Origin of the sequence: Bacillus inaquosorum KCTC 13429, assembly GCF_000332645.1 — a bacterium.
GTDB classification, from domain to species: Bacteria; Bacillota; Bacilli; order Bacillales; family Bacillaceae; genus Bacillus; species Bacillus inaquosorum.
In genome coordinates this window covers 674,004-692,805 of sequence record NZ_AMXN01000002.1, presented here as the reverse complement: position 1 = coordinate 692,805, position 18,802 = coordinate 674,004, and the positions used below count along the sequence as shown (strand labels likewise).

The 18,802-nt window shown below is 44.2% G+C and carries 17 protein-coding genes and 1 other annotated feature; of the genes, 10 read left to right on the top strand and 7 right to left on the bottom strand.

The window, feature by feature from the left end; translation table 11 throughout:
* The first annotated feature begins 53 nt into the window (after nt 1-53).
* The 4 genes from bceR (at nt 54) to bceB (ending at nt 4,539) form a co-directional block, all read left to right on the top strand.
* Nucleotides 54-749, top strand: coding sequence for a two-component response regulator BceR (bceR, locus tag BSI_RS13095; RefSeq protein ID WP_032731980.1), 696 nt, complete (start codon nt 54-56; stop codon nt 747-749).
* Complete coding sequence (bceS, locus tag BSI_RS13100; RefSeq protein ID WP_003238008.1) at nt 742-1,746, top strand: two-component sensor histidine kinase BceS; 1,005 nt, start codon at nt 742-744, stop codon at nt 1,744-1,746. Before bceR ends, bceS begins: the two co-directional genes overlap by 8 nt.
* 101 nt (nt 1,747-1,847) lie before the next feature.
* Nucleotides 1,848-2,609 carry a bacitracin ABC transporter ATP-binding protein BceA gene (gene bceA / locus BSI_RS13105; RefSeq protein ID WP_003238007.1) on the top strand — a complete coding sequence of 254 codons (762 nt, stop codon included), beginning with the start codon at nt 1,848-1,850 and terminating at the stop codon, nt 2,607-2,609.
* A complete protein-coding gene (gene bceB / locus BSI_RS13110) occupies nt 2,599-4,539 on the top strand; it encodes a bacitracin ABC transporter permease BceB (RefSeq protein ID WP_003238006.1) in 1,941 nt (646 codons plus the stop codon). The genes bceA and bceB overlap by 11 nt, the downstream gene beginning before the upstream one ends.
* Before the next feature lie 36 nt (nt 4,540-4,575).
* On the opposite strand, the gene BSI_RS13115 is transcribed toward bceB, so the two are convergent.
* Nucleotides 4,576-5,322: an LMBR1 domain-containing protein gene (locus BSI_RS13115; RefSeq protein WP_003238005.1), complete on the bottom strand. Its 747-nt coding sequence runs from the start codon at nt 5,320-5,322 to the stop codon at nt 4,576-4,578.
* A gap of 188 nt (nt 5,323-5,510) precedes the next feature.
* Here BSI_RS13115 and BSI_RS13120 point away from each other — a divergent pair, with 188 nt between their 5' ends.
* Complete coding sequence (locus tag BSI_RS13120; protein WP_003238004.1) at nt 5,511-6,704, top strand: MDR family MFS transporter; 1,194 nt, start codon at nt 5,511-5,513, stop codon at nt 6,702-6,704.
* A gap of 31 nt (nt 6,705-6,735) precedes the next feature.
* Here BSI_RS13120 and ytvA read toward each other — a convergent pair whose 3' ends face one another.
* On the bottom strand, nt 6,736-7,521 hold the full coding sequence (gene ytvA / locus BSI_RS13125) for a YtvA family blue-light photoreceptor (RefSeq protein ID WP_003238003.1): 786 nt from the start codon (nt 7,519-7,521) through the stop codon (nt 6,736-6,738).
* A 402-nt stretch (nt 7,522-7,923) separates the two neighbouring features.
* Between ytvA and BSI_RS13130 the strand changes: the two genes are divergently transcribed.
* From BSI_RS13130 to BSI_RS13140, 3 genes are all read left to right on the top strand, one after another.
* On the top strand, nt 7,924-8,259 hold the full coding sequence (locus BSI_RS13130) for a DUF4257 domain-containing protein (RefSeq protein WP_003246114.1): 336 nt from the start codon (nt 7,924-7,926) through the stop codon (nt 8,257-8,259).
* A gap of 103 nt (nt 8,260-8,362) precedes the next feature.
* Nucleotides 8,363-8,577 (top strand) — a binding site (T-box leader).
* A 109-nt stretch (nt 8,578-8,686) separates the two neighbouring features.
* Nucleotides 8,687-11,101, top strand: coding sequence for a leucine--tRNA ligase (gene leuS, locus BSI_RS13135; RefSeq protein WP_003237999.1), 2,415 nt, complete (start codon nt 8,687-8,689; stop codon nt 11,099-11,101).
* 115 nt (nt 11,102-11,216) lie between these two features.
* Nucleotides 11,217-11,528: a rhodanese-like domain-containing protein gene (locus BSI_RS13140; protein WP_003237998.1), complete on the top strand. Its 312-nt coding sequence runs from the start codon at nt 11,217-11,219 to the stop codon at nt 11,526-11,528.
* A gap of 22 nt (nt 11,529-11,550) precedes the next feature.
* On the opposite strand, the gene melA is transcribed toward BSI_RS13140, so the two are convergent.
* Genes melA through BSI_RS13165 form a run of 5 tightly spaced genes read right to left on the bottom strand, consistent with a single transcriptional unit; the run spans nt 11,551 to nt 16,948 of the window.
* Entirely contained in the window at nt 11,551-12,849 is a 1,299-nt protein-coding gene (melA, locus tag BSI_RS13145; protein WP_003237996.1) for an alpha-galactosidase MelA, read from the bottom strand.
* A 19-nt stretch (nt 12,850-12,868) separates the two neighbouring features.
* Nucleotides 12,869-13,699: a carbohydrate ABC transporter permease gene (locus BSI_RS13150; RefSeq protein ID WP_003237993.1), complete on the bottom strand. Its 831-nt coding sequence runs from the start codon at nt 13,697-13,699 to the stop codon at nt 12,869-12,871.
* Nucleotides 13,696-14,607, bottom strand: coding sequence for a carbohydrate ABC transporter permease (locus BSI_RS13155; RefSeq protein WP_003237991.1), 912 nt, complete (start codon nt 14,605-14,607; stop codon nt 13,696-13,698). Before BSI_RS13155 ends, BSI_RS13150 begins: the two co-directional genes overlap by 4 nt.
* Entirely contained in the window at nt 14,600-15,880 is a 1,281-nt protein-coding gene (locus tag BSI_RS13160; RefSeq protein ID WP_003237989.1) for an ABC transporter substrate-binding protein, read from the bottom strand. Before BSI_RS13160 ends, BSI_RS13155 begins: the two co-directional genes overlap by 8 nt.
* A 33-nt stretch (nt 15,881-15,913) precedes the next feature.
* A complete protein-coding gene (locus tag BSI_RS13165; protein ID WP_003237987.1) occupies nt 15,914-16,948 on the bottom strand; it encodes a LacI family DNA-binding transcriptional regulator in 1,035 nt (344 codons plus the stop codon).
* A 217-nt stretch (nt 16,949-17,165) separates the two neighbouring features.
* On the opposite strand from BSI_RS13165, the gene BSI_RS13170 reads away from it, so the two are divergent.
* Both BSI_RS13170 and BSI_RS0120975 read left to right on the top strand, forming a co-directional pair.
* Entirely contained in the window at nt 17,166-18,065 is a 900-nt protein-coding gene (locus BSI_RS13170) for a dienelactone hydrolase family protein (protein ID WP_003237986.1), read from the top strand.
* 55 nt (nt 18,066-18,120) lie between these two features.
* Nucleotides 18,121-18,621, top strand: coding sequence for a hypothetical protein (locus BSI_RS0120975; RefSeq protein WP_032731937.1), 501 nt, complete (start codon nt 18,121-18,123; stop codon nt 18,619-18,621).
* Nucleotides 18,622-18,802 lie beyond the last annotated feature (181 nt).

Genomic DNA, 18,802 nt, shown 5'->3' with positions numbered 1-18,802 from the left:
TGATGGCGTTTTGCTATACACTTGATAAAAAAGGAAAAAGTGCGGTGAGTCGATTGTTTAAACTTTTGCTGATTGAAGATGATGAATCGCTGTTTCATGAAATTAAGGATCGTTTAACGGGATGGTCCTACGATGTATACGGCATTCAGGATTTCAGTCAAGTGCTGCAGGAATTTGCGGCGGTTCAGCCTGATTGTGTCATTATTGATGTCCAGCTTCCTAAATTTGATGGATTTCATTGGTGCCGGCTGATCCGCTCCCGGTCAAATGTACCGATTCTCTTTTTATCCTCCCGAGATCATCCTGCCGATATGGTGATGTCCATGCAGCTCGGGGCAGATGACTTTATTCAAAAGCCGTTTCATTTTGATGTGCTGATTGCGAAAATCCAAGCGATTTTCCGGCGTGTGTATCATTATAATACGGAGGCGAACACGCTCAAAACGTGGTGCGGGGCTGCCATAGACGCAGAGCAGAACCTCGTCAGCAACGACAAAGGCACTGTTGAACTGACTAAAAATGAAATGTTTATTTTAAAACAATTAATAGAACAAAAAAACAAGATCGTCAGCCGGGAAGAGCTGATCAGAAGCTTGTGGAACGATGAGCGTTTTGTGAGTGACAATACGCTGACCGTCAATGTCAATCGCCTGCGAAAAAAACTGGACGCCCTGCAGCTTGGCACATATATCGAGACGAAGGTCGGCCAAGGCTACCTGGCGAAGGAAGAGGATCATTTCTATGATTAAAGCATTCCTCACTGAAAGGCGAAGCTGGATTGCCGCGTTTTTGTTTCAACAGGTTTTGATTTTGCTCATTGCTTTTGTTGATCCCTCCATTTCATTTGAAAATGTTCTTTATATGGTGTATTTGTGTGTCTTGTTTTTTATGATATTCCTTTGGGTCCGCTATCGGAAAGAAACGGCGTTTTATAAAAGCCTGAAAACATGGGAAAACAATCTTGATGTGACAGCGATAAGTGAACCGGAAACGCCGTTTGAATCAATGATTGAAAGAAGCATTACCGGGCAAACGGAACACTTGAAGCAAACCGCAGACCGGCATCGCTTGGCATTAGAAAATGAAAAAGATGAGCTGATGGCATGGATTCATGAGGTCAAAACCCCATTAACAGCGATGCATTTAATCATTGATAGAATGGAAGACCAAGCTTTGAAATCCCAGCTGTCATATGAATGGCTCCGTATTCACCTGCTTCTTGATCAGCAACTTCATCAAAAACGCATGTCATTTATTGAAAATGATCTGTCTGTAGAATTCATTCAGCTTCAGCCTTTGATCTTCAAGGAAATCAAAGATTTACAATCGTGGTGTATCCAAAAAGGGATTGGCTTTGATATTCAGCTGGAGGCTGAGGAGGTGCTGAGCGATGCAAAATGGCTGGCATTTATCATCAGGCAGCTGCTGACAAACGCAGTGAAATACAGCGAAGCCTCTGAAATTGAGATCAAAAGCTTTCAAAAAGGGGAGCGGACGCACCTCGAAGTGAAAGACTTTGGCAGAGGCATTGATCAAAAAGATGTGCCGCGTATTTTTGATAAAGGTTTTACATCTACAACGGACCACCATGATCAAGCATCCACTGGCATGGGGCTGTACTTGGCGAAAAAAGCCGCGGCGCCGTTATTGATCCATATTGATGTGCATTCGGAGTTCGGAGCGGGGACAGTTTTTACATTAACCTTTCCAAAACGGAATCAATTTGAACGTGTCATAAGCGTGTGACGAAAATGTCACATGCTTTTCTTTTTTGTTCGCCTAATCGAAGGAAAAGCCCGGCAATCCTTTTTATAATAACATTATCCAATATAAAGGAGACTACGGAAATGATGATTTTAGAAGCGAATAAAATTCGAAAAAGCTACGGTAACAAGCTGAATAAACAGGAAGTGCTGAAGGGCATCGATATTCACATTGAAAAGGGCGAATTCGTCAGTATTATGGGTGCTTCCGGATCGGGCAAAACCACTTTGCTCAACGTACTGTCTTCAATTGATCAGGTCAGTCACGGTACGATCAACATTAACGGAAACGAAATGACTACTATGAAGGAAAAGCAGCTGGCTGAATTTAGAAAACAGCATTTAGGCTTTATCTTTCAAGATTACAATTTGTTAGACACACTGACAGTGAAAGAGAATATTCTTCTGCCATTATCGATCACGAAAATATCAAAAAAGGAAGCCAATCGCAAGTTTGAGGAAGTTGCAAAGGAACTGGGAATTTATGAATTACGGGATAAGTACCCGAATGAAATTTCCGGCGGCCAGAAGCAGAGAACATCGGCCGGGAGAGCGTTTATTCATGACCCGAGCATTATTTTCGCTGATGAACCGACCGGCGCGCTGGATTCGAAATCAGCCTCCGATCTATTAAACAAGCTGAGCCAGCTCAATCAAAAACGCAACGCCACGATTATTATGGTCACCCATGATCCTGTCGCGGCCAGCTACTGCGGCAGAGTCATTTTTATTAAGGATGGGCTAATGTATACGCAGCTGAATAAAGGGGGCCAAGACAGGCAGACGTTTTTCCAGGATATCATGAAAACGCAAGGCGTGTTAGGCGGGGTGCAGCATGAACATTAATCAGCTCATCCTGCGAAATCTGAAAAAAAATCTTCGGAATTACTATCTGTATGTGTTTGCGCTAATCTTTAGCGTGGCGCTTTATTTTGCCTTTGTCACACTGCAATATGACCCTGCGATTAACGAAGTGAAGGCTTCAATCAAGGGAGCCGCGGCTATTAAAACCGCTTCGATTTTGCTTGTGGCTGTAGTGGCGATCTTCATTTTATATGCCAATACGATTTTTATTAAGAGACGGAGTAAAGAAATCGGGCTGTTTCAATTAATCGGAATGACGAAGCATAAAATCTTTCGCATCTTAAGTGCAGAAAATATCATGCTGTATTTCGGCTCTTTAGCCATCGGGGTATTTGCCGGGTTTTCAATATCAAAGCTTGTGCTCATGATCTTGTTCAAAATTGTCGATGTCGAAGCTGATGCGAAACTGCATTTTTCCGGGCAAGCCTTGATCCAAACGATCATTGTGTTCTGCGGCATTTACCTTTTGATTATGATCATGAATTATACGTTTATCAAAAACCAGAGTATCTTATCTTTGTTTAAAGTGACGTCCTCCACTGAAGATAAAGTGAAGAGAATATCATTTTTCCAGATGCTGATCGGCGCTTTAGGCATCATGCTGATTTTGACAGGATACTATGTGTCCTCTGAGCTGTTCGGCGGAAAATTTAAGACCATTAATGAACTGTTTGCTGCGATGAGTTTTATCCTGGGGACCGTCATTATCGGGACGTTTCTCTTCTATAAAGGATCGGTTACGTTTATCTCGAACATCATCCGAAAAAGCAAGGGCGGATACTTAAATATTTCCGAGGTCCTGTCACTGTCATCGATCATGTTCAGAATGAAATCAAACGCATTGCTGCTGACGATTATTACAACCGTTTCAGCACTCGCCATCGGGCTATTATCGCTCGCTTATATTTCGTATTACTCTGCAGAAAAGACTGCTGAACAAAATGTAGCGGCTGATTTTTCATTCATGAATGAGAAAGATGCCAAACAATTTGAAAACAGTTTGAGTGAAAGCAACATTTCGTATGTAAAAAAAGAAACTCCCGTTCTGCAAGCAACTTTTGATGTCACACATATCATGGATGGAAACCCGAAAGAAATGCAGGGCGATCCTAGCAAATTACAGCTTGCCGTTGTCAGCGACAAGAATGTAAAAGGAGTCGATGTGGCGGCTGGAGAGGCGGTTTTCTCAGGGTATACCGACTTGCTGCAAAAAATAATGATTTTAAAAGACTCCGGCAGCATTAAAGTAAACAGCAAGCATGAAACGCAACCATTAAACTATAAAGGATTAAGAGATGAGTTTCTTGTATCCTACACGTTCACAAGCGGGGGAATGCCCACAGTTATAGTGAATGACAGCCTGTATAAGCGGCTGAACAAAGATAAAGACCCCCGCATTCAGCTCGCGCAATCTGAATTTATCGGCATCAATGTAAAACAAGAAGACCAGCTGGAAAAAGCAAATGAGCTTTTTCAAAAGGTGAACAAGAAAGATCAGCATTTATCAAGACTGGATACAAGCATTGTGCAAAAATCACTGTTTGGTCTCGTTATGTTCATCGTCGGCTTCTTAGGATTAACGTTCCTGATTACATCAGGATGTATCCTTTATTTTAAACAAATGGGTGAAAGTGAAGATGAAAAACCGAATTATACGATTTTGAGAAAACTCGGTTTTACGCAGAGCGACCTGATAAAGGGGATACGCATCAAACAAATGTACAACTTCGGCATTCCGCTGGTTGTCGGCCTCTTCCACAGCTACTTTGCCGTCCAATCCGGCTGGTTCTTATTCGGATCTGAGGTGTGGACGCCGATGATAGTGGTGATGGTGTTATATACTGCGCTCTACTCCATTTTTGGTTTTCTGTCAGTTCTTTATTATAAGAAGGTTATTAAATCGTCGTTGTAAAACAGCAAAAGCTCCAGAGATTCTGGAGCTTTTTGTTTATCGTTTTGGCGCCCGATAACCGGCGGCTTCAGCTTCTTCAACTGAGCAAAACATTTCAGCCGGGTCGGTTGTCCGGTCATAGTATGTACTGCCCGGCGTGTGGTAGATGCCGTTTTTGCTTCCTTTGATATTACAGCCTTCTGCTGTGCCAGCTGTTTTGGCTTCATCACTTTTATTCGTATTGCTTGAAGAATTTCCTGTGTTTTCATGAGAACTGGCAGTTTGGCTTTTTGCCTCTTTTAATTGCTTTTCAAGCTTTGTTTTATCTTGTTGGAGTGTTTCATTTTCAGCCTTTACCGTTTTTGTATCTTCTTTGAGCTGTTTTTGATTTTCTTGCAGCTCTTTAATCTCTGCTTTTAATGATTTCTCAGTCTTTTTGAGTTCGCTATTTTCTTTTTTTAGCTGTTCAAGCTTGCCTTGATCTTCTGTGTTGTCTTTCAATTTCTTTGCTTCAGAGCTGACAGATTTATATTCTTTCTCAAGTTCTTCATGCTCTTTTGTGAGACTTTTGTATTCGGCATTTAGCGCTGAATATTTTTTCTCAGCATTTGCTGCAGCAGCATCAGGTTCTGACAATCCTGCTCCGGTGAAGAGCAGCACGAGACCTCCTATGAAAAGCGGCCAAAAGAGTCTCTTAGAGAAACGTTTTTCCTTTTTCAGCACATATCTGACGAGGTGATACAATCCATAGCCAAGCGAAATGAGACATGCAAGAAAACCTAAGAATGCTAATACCATTTCCATAAAATTACCCCTTTTTCTATTTATTTTACATTTTATGAACAATATTTGTTAGATTTTTTCACGCTCATCAGTTGAAAAATTTGAGATAGACAGATAGAATGAATGTGCTATGATAACTGGATTCGTACGGAGCCGTTTTAGGTTTCGTTTTTTTCATGAGCTTTTTTAGGTAAGAAAGGGGGATGAGTATGCCGCGTGCTCTTAAAATTTTAATTATTGGAATGTTTATTAATGTGACGGGTGCTTCTTTTTTATGGCCGCTGAATACGATTTATATCCATAATCATTTAGGAAAGTCATTAACAGTAGCGGGGCTTGTCCTCATGCTGAATTCAGGCGCCAGTGTGGCTGGAAATTTATGCGGCGGTGTTTTGTTTGATAAAATCGGCGGCTTTAAATCGATTATGCTTGGGATTGCGATTACGTTAGCAAGCCTGATGGGTCTTGTCTTTTTTCATGATTGGCCGGCCTATATTGTGCTGCTGACGATTGTGGGCTTTGGTTCCGGTGTTGTTTTTCCGGCCAGCTACGCAATGGCAGGATCAGTGTGGCCTGAAGGGGGAAGGAAGGCATTTAATGCGATTTATGTCGCGCAAAACGCTGGTGTGGCTGTCGGATCAGCGCTTGGCGGTGTCGTGGCGTCTTTCTCGTTTTCATATGTATTTTTGGCGAATGCTGTATTGTATCTGATCTTTTTCTTTATCGTATATTTCGGGTTTCGAAATATTCAGACGAAGGATGCGTCTCAAACGTCTGTGCTTGATTATGATGCTGTAAACAGCAAAGCAAAATTTGCCGCGCTCATCATATTATGCAGTGGCTATGTACTTGGATGGCTCGCTTATTCTCAGTGGTCTACCACGATTGCTTCGTACACACAAAGCATTGGAATATCTCTTTCCTTATACAGCGTGCTGTGGACGGTTAACGGAATTTTAATTGTGCTTGGCCAGCCGCTTGTCAGTTTTGTGGTGAAAAAATGGGCGGAGTCGCTGAAAGCGCAAATGGTCATCGGATTTATCATTTTTATTGTATCCTTCAGCATGCTGCTGACGGCAAAGCACTTCCCGATGTTTTTGGCTGCAATGGTGATCCTGACTATCGGGGAAATGCTTGTCTGGCCTGCGGTGCCAACGATTGCCAACCAGCTTGCCCCTAAAGGGAAAGAAGGATTTTATCAAGGCTTTGTCAACAGCGCGGCGACAGGCGGGAGAATGATTGGTCCGTTGTTCGGCGGTTTGCTTGTCGATCACTTCGGCATTCAGGCTCTTGTTTTATCTCTTTTGGTTTTGCTGTTGATCAGTATTGCCACAACGCTTTTATATGACAAACGGATAAAACCGGCAAAAGAAACAAATAGGCAAGCATCAATCTCTTCATAATAAAAGATCCCGCCGGATGAGCGGGATCTTTTTACATGATCGGAAGCACGTTAACGGCATCCTTTACATTTGAATATGTTTTTAGCGATGAAAAATTGGCATCGAGTTTATTCATTTTCATAGCCAATTCGGGCTTAATGCCGGTAATAATTAATTCGGTTCCTGTCAATTTCAGCAAATGGCTCAGCTTGAAAATCTGGTCTGCAGTTTGTTCATTCACTTGTGCCAATCCTGATAAATCAATGATCAGATAATCATCCTTGGATGTTGATAAGATATTCGTCAATGTGCAGACGATGGAATTAAATCGTTCCTCTGTTAGGCTGCCGATCAGCGGAAGAGCCGAAATGCCGTTGCGAATCGGGACAATAGGCGTTGAAAGTGCAGTAATTTCTGTGAGGGAATCCTCGAGAAGCTTTTCATACTCTTTTTGCTTGGTGATGTCTTTTTGAATACCGACAAAATAGGTCTTGCCTTCAATCTCCAGTGGATCAATATTTAATTCATTCCAGAACATTGTTCCGTCTTTTTTGTAGTTTTGGATCTGAACGGTAACCGGCTCTTTATTTTGTAGCGCGGTTCTGATGTTGTCTACTTCAGCGGGATCTGTGTGTTTTCCCTGTAAGAAGCGGCAGTTCTTTCCTAAAATCTCCTCAGCTTCATAGCCGGTCATTTGAACAAAGCCTTGGTTGACGTAGACAATAGGATTGTCTTCAAGTGCGGGATCTGTAATTACCACACCGACTCGCGCGTGATCAAGCGCTTTTTTGATGACTTCCAGCTGTCCTTGTACTCCAAATGATTGAAAACTAGCCATATAAATCCCCCTTAGGCTGTCAGCTAACTGTGCGAAAGCCTGGTACTCCCCTTTTTGTAATGAATTCTACAGTAACCGTAGCACAACACATGTTCTGATTCAAGCAAGCGCAGTTTGTTGTTTGTCATTAGGGCTTGTCCTCGTATACACTAAAAATAAGAACAGAGATTGAACATATGAACGGAAGAATATTGTATAAGCTTAATAAGTGACTAGGTCAATGTCACTGGGTGAAAAATGAATCCAATGCATCAAGCTTACCGATCATGTGTTCACATATAATGGAAGAAACAAGCTTTTTCAGATTTGCCAGTATGTAGATATCGAAAATCATCGGAATCGTTTAAGGGGGCTGGATGGCCTGAAGTCGCTTTACGAAATAAGGGCTTTAGGAAGGTGATGATGAAGATGCTGCATCAGGTACTCATTGCTTGTGTAATTGGAGGTATCATGGGGATTCTCGGTCATGTGAAAAAGAGAGGCAGGCTGGAGAAGCCCAGAATGACGAAGCGGTTTATCTACCTTGGATTTTTGGAAGATTGGTTTATCGGAATGACGGCTTCCATTTTACTTGTATTATCCGCTGACCCCGATTCAGGAATTCAACTTGTCATCTTATCCATTATCTCAGGCTACGGCGGTGAAGCTGTTCTCAGAAGTTTTGACTTTGTTAGAGAACTGAACAGCGGCGGCGAACCGGCCGAGTCCAAACGTCAAACCAAAACTCCACCCGAATAATTGTCCTCAATCCTCGCCCGTTCAGGGTACATTCCCATTGTATACAAACCTGCTTGCACTTATGAACAGAATTCTATAAAATACAGTTAAGATTACGGTTGCGATAAGAACAATGAAGAGGAGCAGTAAGAAGCAGATATTGTAACAGAGAGTTGACGGCTGGTGAAAGTCAATCAAGTTTGTTTCCGAACTCACCTCAGAGTTGCAGCGGTGAAAAGCCGCTGACGCATAACTGCGTTAAAAGTATCAAGTGAGTGCGGCGAATGCCGCGCTAACGAGGGTGGTACCGCGGGAAAACGAAAGTCTCTCGTCCCTTTTAGGGATGAGGGAGTTTTTTTTAGTTTGGGAATATTCTGAATATAATCCTCTCCTTCCCGTCAATACTTGAACCATAAACGCCGTATTCAATCAGAAGGAGGTTTTTACTTTGAGTTTTCAGCACAAAGAGATAGAAAAGAAATGGCAAACATATTGGCTTGAAAACAAAACATTTGCCACTCTTGATAATAATGAAAAACAAAAATTTTACGCGCTCGACATGTTCCCTTATCCGTCAGGAGCGGGATTGCACGTCGGTCATCCTGAAGGATATACAGCTACGGATATTCTGTCCCGCATGAAGCGCATGCAGGGCTATGATGTCCTTCATCCAATGGGCTGGGACGCATTCGGCCTGCCGGCTGAACAATACGCGCTGGACACAGGGAACGATCCCGCTGTGTTTACGAAGCAGAATATCGATAATTTCCGCCGCCAAATTCAGTCGCTTGGCTTCTCGTATGACTGGGATCGTGAAATCAATACGACTGACCCTGAATACTATAAATGGACGCAATGGATTTTCTTAAAGCTTTACGAAAAAGGCCTTGCTTACGTTGACGAAGTGCCTGTAAACTGGTGCCCTGCGCTTGGAACGGTTCTTGCCAACGAAGAAGTTATTGACGGCAAGAGCGAACGCGGCGGCCATCCGGTCGAGAGACGCCCGATGAAGCAGTGGATGCTGAAAATTACAGCATATGCGGACAGGCTTCTTGAAGACTTGGAAGAGCTTGACTGGCCGGAAAGCATTAAAGATATGCAGCGCAACTGGATCGGCCGCTCTGAAGGCGCGCACGTTCATTTTGCTATAGATGGACATGATGAATCCTTTACGGTGTTTACGACAAGACCAGATACGCTGTTTGGCGCTACATACACTGTGCTTGCTCCGGAACACGCATTGGTGGAAAACATCACAACGGCAGAGCAAAAAGAAGCTGTTGAAGCATATATCAAAGAAATTCAATCAAAGAGTGACCTTGAGCGTACAGATCTTGCGAAAACAAAGACAGGCGTTTTCACAGGAGCTTATGCGATCAATCCTGTAAACGGAGAAAAATTGCCGATCTGGATTGCGGATTACGTTCTTGCATCATACGGAACAGGTGCTGTCATGGCTGTTCCTGGCCACGATGAGCGTGATTTTGAATTCGCCAAAACATTCGGCCTTCCGGTGAAGGAAGTTGTGAAAGGCGGAAACGTTGAGGAAGCAGTGTACACTGGCGACGGCGAACACGTGAACTCTGATTTTCTGAACGGCCTTAACAAGCAGGAAGCGATTGAGAAAGTGATTGCTTGGCTGGAAGAAACGAAAAATGGTGAGAAGAAAGTGACGTACCGTCTGCGCGACTGGCTCTTCAGCCGCCAGCGTTATTGGGGCGAGCCGATTCCGGTTATTCATTGGGAAGACGGAACATCTACAGCTGTACCGGAAGAGGAGCTGCCGCTGATTTTGCCGAAAACGGATGAAATCAAACCGAGCGGAACAGGTGAATCACCGCTTGCGAACATTAAAGATTGGGTGGAAGTCACAGACCCTGAGACAGGGAAGAAAGGAAGAAGAGAAACGAATACAATGCCGCAATGGGCGGGAAGCTGCTGGTATTTCTTGCGCTATATTGATCCGCGGAATCCGGATCAGCTGGCATCACCAGAGAAATTGGAAAAATGGCTTCCTGTTGATATGTATATCGGCGGCGCAGAACATGCCGTGCTTCACCTTCTGTATGCCCGCTTCTGGCATAAGTTCCTTTATGATATCGGCGTAGTGCCGACGAAAGAACCGTTCCAAAAGCTGTACAATCAAGGAATGATTCTCGGCGAAAACAACGAAAAAATGAGTAAATCTAAAGGGAACGTCGTTAACCCTGACGAAATCGTTGCCTCTCACGGCGCTGATACGCTGAGATTATACGAAATGTTCATGGGGCCGCTTGATGCTTCAATCGCCTGGTCTGAATCAGGATTAGACGGCGCGCGCCGCTTCCTTGATCGCGTATGGCGCCTGTTTGTTGAAGACAGCGGTGAGCTTAATGGCAAAATCGTTGAAGGCGCTGGTGAAACATTGGAGCGCGTGTATCATGAAACGGTCATGAAAGTCACAGACCATTACGAAGGCCTTCGTTTCAACACGGGTATTTCCCAGCTGATGGTCTTTATTAATGAAGCTTATAAAGCAACAGAGCTGCCGAAAGAATATATGGAAGGCTTCGTGAAGCTTCTTTCTCCTGTCGCGCCTCATTTAGCGGAAGAACTTTGGGAGAAGCTTGGCCATTCCGGCACGATTGCATACGAAGCTTGGCCTGTATATGATGAAACGAAACTTGTGGATGATGAAGTTGAAATCGTTGTTCAGCTGAACGGAAAAGTAAAAGCGAAATTACAGGTTCCTGCTGATGCGACGAAAGAACAGCTGGAACAGCTTGCTCAAGCAGATGAAAAGATCAAAGAGCAGCTTGAAGGCAAAACGATTCGAAAAATCATCGCGGTGCCTGGCAAGCTTGTCAATATTGTAGCAAACTAAGCCTAGAAAAAATCCCCTTTGTCAAAGGGGATTTTTTTTCATCAGTCTCTAAATAGCAATCGCCCAGCTGACTTTGATATACTGAACATGATCATTGTGAATAGGAGTGTTTTCTTTGGAGATAAAAGAAATCAGCACAGCCGCTTTGAAAGAAAAAATTGAGGCGGACGAAGAACTATATTTAATTGATGTAAGAGAAGATGAAGAAGTGGCGGAAGGCATGATCCCGCAAGCCGTTCATATTCGGATGGGGGATATTCCTGAAAAAATGGACACCCTTGATAAAGACAAAGAGTACGTATTTATCTGCCGCTCAGGAATGCGCAGCATGAATGTCTGCAGGTACTTGGATGAGCAAGGCTTTAAAACAGTCAATGTTGAAGGCGGCATGATGGCCTGGGAAGGCGAAACAAAACCAAAAAACTAGGGGAGAGCGGTCCCCTAGTTTTTTATTTGTATTCCGGAAGCCAATCGCCGTGTGCTGCAAATAAATCGTCACACATGGAAATGATGTCAGTCATGGAAAGCTCCGCGCTTGTATGCGGATCAAGCATTGCCGCTTGGTAAACCGCTTCTTTTTTCCGTGTGACAGCGGCTTCAATTGTCATCAGCTGTGTATTAATATTCGTCCGGTTTAAGGCTGCAAGCTGCTCAGGCAGTTCTCCGGCGAAGCACGGCGTAATTTTTTTTCTGTCGGCGACGCATGTCACTTCCACAACCGCTTTTGAAGGCAGATTGGTGATCAATCCTGTATTCAAGACATTTCCTCCGAAGGTGAACGGCTCGTTCGTTTCCATTGCTTCTATAATTCTTGAACCATATTCCTTTGAGCGCTTGTGCGTAAGGTTTTTATTGTTGACGATATCATCCCGCATTTTCTCCCAATCTTGAATCTGTTTGACGCATCTTCTCGGATATTCGTCGAGCGGGATTTGCAGCTCGCTGATCAGCTCGGGATAGTTCCGTTTAATAAAGTATGGATGGTATTCTGCGTTGTGTTCGGACGATTCGGTAACATAATAGCCGAACTTATCCATCAATTCAAACCGCACCATATCATGATGCTTTGTTTTTTGTTTTTCTTTCGCTCTCCTTTTGATTTCCGGATAGAGATCAGCGCCGTCTTTTTTGACTTCCAAAAGCCAAGCCATATGATTGATGCCCGCGATGCGTTCCTCGATTCCGTCATGCTCCATTCCGAGAGATTTGAATAAATCCTTCGTGCACACTTGAACACTGTGGCAGAGCCCGATTGTTTTAATATTCGTATAGCGAAGCATGGCGCCTGTAAGGGAGGCCATTGGATTTGTATAGTTTAAAAACCACGCATCCGGGCACATGTCTTCCATATCTTTTGCGATATCAAATAAGACCGGGATGGTTCTGAGTGACCTGAAGATCCCGCCGATGCCGACTGTGTCGGCAATCGTCTGACGCAGCCCGTACCGTTTAGGAATCTCGAAATCTATGACTGTGCTCGGTTTATATCCTCCAACCTGGATCGCATTGATGACATAGCTTGCGTTCTGCAAGGCGAGTTTTCTGTCATCGTAGCTGTTGATGGCCACGCTCGGGTTATAGCGGTCTCTCAGATTTTCGAGCATGAGCTGGGATTCCTGCAAGCGTTTTGGATCAATGTCAAAAAGTGCGAATTCAAAGCCATTCAGCGCTTCTGTTAACAAGCAGTCTCCCAAAACATTTTTGGCGAAAATGGTGCTCCCTGCACCGATAAATGTAATCTTTTTCATATGGCTTCCTCCTTTAATGTTATCCCTTTACCGCTCCGGATGACAGGCCGGCAATAAAGTATTTTTGCAGCGCCAAAAACAGAATAACCATCGGCAGCATCGCCATGAGCGCGGCTGCGGCAACTAAATGCAGATTGTTGGCGTTTTCTCCGAAAAAACCTGCCATGGCCACTGTTAATGTTTGAACCTTTTGATCTTGTAAAAAGAAAATCGCAAATTGATAGTCGTTCCATATGAAGACACAGGAAATAATACAGATGGTCGCAGTGATCGGCTTCAGCAGAGGAAACACGATCGTAAAAAAGATTTTCAGCATGCCTGCGCCGTCAATTCTTGCGGCTTCTTCAAGCTCTTTTGGAATGGTCGAACGGATAAAGCCTGAATACAAGAATACGGTTAACGGCATATAAGCCGCTGTATTGATCAAAATGGCGATGGCGTGTGTATTGACCATTCCGGCGTCCACGACCATTCTGTACAAAGGCACCATGGACGTTAACGGAGGGATGATCATAATGGAAATCAGCAAGGCAAAAACGGCTTTATTCAGCTTCGTTTCCCGCCGGGCAAGAGGATAGGCGGCAAGTGAGCCGAATACGATCAATAACAAGGCAGAAAAACCTGTGATGATAATGGTGTTCATAAAAGAGTTTCCAAGCGAAGCGCGCTCCCATGCCTCTGAAAAATTGTGAAAGGAGATGTCAGCTGGAAACAGCCATTTTGAACTGTAGTCTCCTTTTGCTTTTATTGAAGTGGTCAACAGGATGTAAAAAGGAATAAAATGCGCAAAGGCCACAATGGCGGCAAGAATCGTAATGATCCGCAGTTTTTTTGAACGGGCGGCTTTCATGACATTTCCGTCTCCTTTCTTTTAAAGTACGCAAGCGCGCAAAAGCTGATGATCAAAATGACAAATGCCATAAATATGCCTTGCGTTGCGGCATAGCCGGCATCCTGCCGTTTGAAGTACAAATCATACATAAACGTGGACATGGATTGCGACGCATTTCCGGGGCCGCCTGCGGTGAGCGCGATAATGACGTCAAACAGCTTTAAGCCTCCGATAATATTGATAACCATATTAATCGTGATCGAGGGCATTAGCAGCGGCAGCGTGATCGTGAAAAACTGCTGGCCTTGTTTCGCGCCATCCATTTGCGCCGCTTCGTAGTAGTCTTTCGGAATGCTTTGCAGGCCTGCTAAGTAGACTACCATCGCAATCCCGACATATTGATAGGTGTTAATCATGACAATGATCCACGGATTGAGCGATGGACTGGCTAGCGCATTGATCGGGCTGATGCCGAATACACCGAGCAAATCGTTGAGCGCGCCTCCGTCATAGGAGAAGAAAAAGTACCAAATGTAACCCATAATGAGCGGGCTGATCATCACCGGCAAATACACAATTGTTCTTGTTATCGCTTTCATTTTGATGCTTTGATTTAAGAGCAGGGCGTACAAGAGTCCGACCACGTTTTGAAAAAAGGTGCTGCCGAGCCCGTAAAGCAGCGTGTTTTTTAAGATGTGCCAGGTATCAGGATCAGAAAACAGCCTTTCATATTGCGCGAACCCAACCCATTGGTAGACTTGTGAAAAGCCGTTCCAGTTTGTAAAGGTGATCAATGCACCTTTCACAAACGGATAAATCATAAAGACCAGAACGGAGAGCAAGGCAGGAATATACATCCACCAAAGTGAGGACTGCTTTTTCGGCTTAACCTGTTCCACATGGACATCCCTTGCGATCTCACTCATTGTTTTCAGCTCCCTGTGTTTCCGATTGCTCCCGGAGTCGTTTATATTCTCTTTCCAGCTTCTTCGAAATCTCTTGAGGCGTCAAAATGTCAGCCGCAAGCTCCTGCCCGACCGTGCCCAGGACGTCCCACATTCCGTTTGGCAGGTATAAACGGTCGAAGTAAGGTTCGACTTTGACATCTTGATAATACTCATAGTCATTTGCGTAGAAAATATCAGCTTTCACATTGGTCAGCCCTGAAGGAAGTGATGTGGCTTCAGCCATTTGTTTAGCATTGGCGGAACGGGCCATAAATGCGATAAATTCTTTTGCTTCTTTTAAGTGGGGCGAGTCTTTCCATGCCGCAAGTGTGTAGCGTTCGCCGCCGATCCATATTGGGTCATCTCCGTCATGTATGGCAGGTGTCGGGATAATGCCGACCTTGACGTTCGTGTTGATCTGAGCAACGTCCTGGCCGAGTGTGCCGCCTTGCATTGTAAAGGCGATTTTGTTTTGGGCCATTAATTCAATCAGCTGTGATTTTTTTGCGGTTACGGCGTCAATATTGATCAGTTTTTCTTTCTGCATTTGTTTAAGGATGTCTGATAAATAAGTGAAATTGCTCCAATGAAAGGTACCGTTGATGAGCTGTTTTTTTTCATTATGGGCAGGATCTGTGATGAGAAGAGGTGTAGCGAATTGGTCGTAATATTGGGCGAATGAGCTTTTGTCATATCCGGCAAACCAGAAGGGAACAATCTTTCCCTTGCTCTTTTCTTTAATCGTTCTCAGTGCTTTCATAAAGTCATCCATCGTTTCCGGCGGATCAATGCCGTAACGGTCTAAAATATTACGGTTATACGCCAAACCGTCTTTTGCCTGATTGATCGGATAGGCATACACCTTTCCGCTTTTATTTTTGAGGATGCTGTTTAAATTAGGATCGAGATCTTGAGTCCATTCCATATCCCGGAGATCTGCTGTATATTCTCCGTATCTGATTTTCCCCCAGCCATGTGTATCGAAAAGATCAGGCAAATCTTTGGCTGCCATTCTGACACGCATCATATTTTCATAGTCATTGCCTGGGAAATGAAGGCTGACACGAATGTCACTGTGTTCCTTTTCAAACGCTGCCGCCAGTTTTCTGAACGTAGCTCTTTCACTGTCCGTTGACATTGTAGAATAAATGGTTAACGTCTTTTTTGCGGTATCTGCTGAGCTTTTTTCTGCTGAGCAGCCGGGCAGAATAAGCAGAATAAGAGAGAGAAATAAAACAAAAGTGTGTTTCATCTTTTCCTCCTTATCATCGTGATGAATCTTTTCTTATGTCACCTCCTTAGCTGTATATCCACAGCTTTGTCTCACGATTAATGTTGTGGGCAGGGTGACGCGGTGGGGAAGCGTTCGGCCATTGAGGCGGTCAAGCAGCAGTTTTACGCCTGTACGGCCCATCTCCTCTGTGTACACCTTCACCGTCGTTAATGGCGTGCTGGCAAATTCAGCTTCTTCGATGCCGTTAAAGCTGACGATCGCCGTATCCTGCGGCACTTGGAGTCCGGCTTCCTGGAGCGCTTTTAATGCGCCGATCGCCATGGAATCGCTGGCGATAAAGAATGCTTCCGGCAGATTGCCTTGATCAATTGCTTTCTTCATCAGGCGATAGCCCTCACGCATGCTGTATTCACCGACCAGCACATGCTCAGGCTGGGGGGCGGCGGACTCCAAAAAGGCGGTCAGCCGTTTGTCTTCAATGGTTCTGCGAATGCTTTGGCCGTCCTTCAGCGTATGCTCTTTTTCCTGCCCGCCAATGTAGCCTAACCGTTTGTAGCCTAGATCGAAAAGGTGATCAATCGCCTGGCGTGAAGCGGATTCAAAATCGATGCCAATCGAATCGTATGCTTGAGGATCGGGAGAATGATTGATAAATACTGCATGCTCCAGCCTTCCGCTAATATGCTTAACCGCTTCATCATGAACACGGCCGATGACAATAACACCATCCAGTTCCCGAAAAATATGCTCTTGAAAGGAACCGAGATGAATCGAATTCGTAATGAAAATTTCTTGTTCAAAGCATTCTTTTTCAATGCCTTTGCGAATCGAAGAAAAATAAGGGTCCTGCCGTTCCTGATCGGGAGACAGGCAGCTCAGCACCCCGATCAGCGGCTGGGCCCGCTGTTTTTGCCCGCGGGCTTTCCGGCGTTTGGTAACCGTTTGATAGCCAAGCTCTTCAGCGATGTTGATGACTCTTTGTCTCGTTTCGCCTGCAACAGAAAGCGACTCATCTTCATTTAAAATTCTGGACACAGTCGCACTTGAAACATTAGCTTTCAAGGCGATATCTTTAATCCTAACCATAGGTATCCCTCTCATCTATTTAGTAAAATATTAACTCATCTGTTTTTGATAAATTGATACTATCATATGAAAGTAAGCGGTTACAATAATTACTTTCAGAATATTTCGTTATATTTACTAAATATTTAGTAAATGATGCGATTTGCATTGGAAAAATAAAGGGGAAACCAGATCCATCTCGTAAATGTGAAGTAAGCGAATAAGGAAGGGTGATGGAATGAGAGCGGAAAGAAGAAAGCAGCTGTTTCAATTGCTTGGAGATTTGCCTGAACGGAGGGAAATCAGTACGGAGATATTGCGTATTGAAGAAAGAGAAGGAAACATCATTGAAACGCTCCTGCTCGATCTAAACGGACATGAAAAGGTGCCTGCTTATTTTGTGAAACCGAAGTCCGCAGAAGGACCGTGTCCAGCCGTATTGTTTCAGCATTCGCATGGCGGCCAGTATGATAGGGGGAAAAGTGAACTGATTGAAGGAGCGGATTATTTGAAAACGCCTTCTTTTTCCTGTGAGCTGACGTCTCTCGGGTACAGCGTACTTGCGATAGATCATTGGGGATTTGGAGATCGGCGGGGAAAAGCGGAAAGCGAGATTTTTAAAGAAATGCTTCTTACCGGAAGAGTGATGTGGGGCATGATGATTTATGACAGTGTAAGAGCGTTAGATTATATGCAGTCTCGGCCTGATGTCCAGCCTGACAGAATCGGAACCATCGGCATGTCTATGGGAGGGTTGATGGCGTGGTGGACAGCGGCGCTCGATGACCGGATTAAGGTGTGCGTGGATTTGTGCAGCCAGGTAGATCATCACGTGCTGATGAAAACACAGAATCTTGATCGGCATGGCTTTTATTATTACGTCCCGTCGCTTGCAAAGCATTTTTCCGCATCGGAGATCCAAAGCATGATCGCGCCGCGCCCGCATCTTAGCCTTGTTGGTGAACACGACCAGTTAACGCCGGCTGAGGGTGTGAACAAAATCGAAAAAGAATTGACAGCTGTGTATGCTGGACAGGGAGCTTCTGAGTGCTATCGGGTGGTCCGTTCCGCTTCGGGGCATTTCGAAACAGCAGTCATGAGGCATGAAGCTGTCCGGTTTTTGCAAAAGTGGCTGTGACTGCCACGGGAAAATTGGCAGAAAGGCGCAGATTTGAGCGAGGGAAGTGGAACCAATGGAAGTACAAGACATATTGGATTGGGCTTTCCGGCGGCATCTCAATCCATTAAGCTGGTATATTCGCCCTCTCTTTTTACTAGTATTGGTTTATGCTGCGTATAAGCGCAGCTGGAATGGGCTCATCATTACTTTTGTATTGATGATGAGCAGTATGGTCTGGTTTCCGGAACCTAAGAGGATTTATCTGCAAATGCAAAAAGTGCTGGAATTTGAGCAAATGCTTTTAAGCAGTCCGGTCTCGGCTGTTTTAACTATTGTTTTCATGATGGTTTTGATCGGTTTTATTTTGGCTGCTTTTTGGAAGCGCTCACTTGTATTAGGTGTAATCCTATTGAATGTGACACTTGCTGGGAAGGTGGCCCTGTCTTTACTTTTCACAGGTGAGAGTGGCTGGGCACCGTTAGGCAATACAATTTTTGGGCTGATGATGGTAAATGGGATCGGCTTGTTCATCAAGTATCGAAATCGAAAAAAACGCAGAGGAATAGACATCTAAGGGCCAGGACCGTTTTACTGTAAAGCGGTCTTTTTGCTCGTTTCAGGAAGCAGCCCAAAAACAAAATGGAGATTTCTTATATTGACAGAATCATATGTGAATAATAATATTCTAATTGTTAACCTCTATTTATAATTAGTTAACAATTAGAATAGGATGTAGTACACGTTCTTCAGTTATC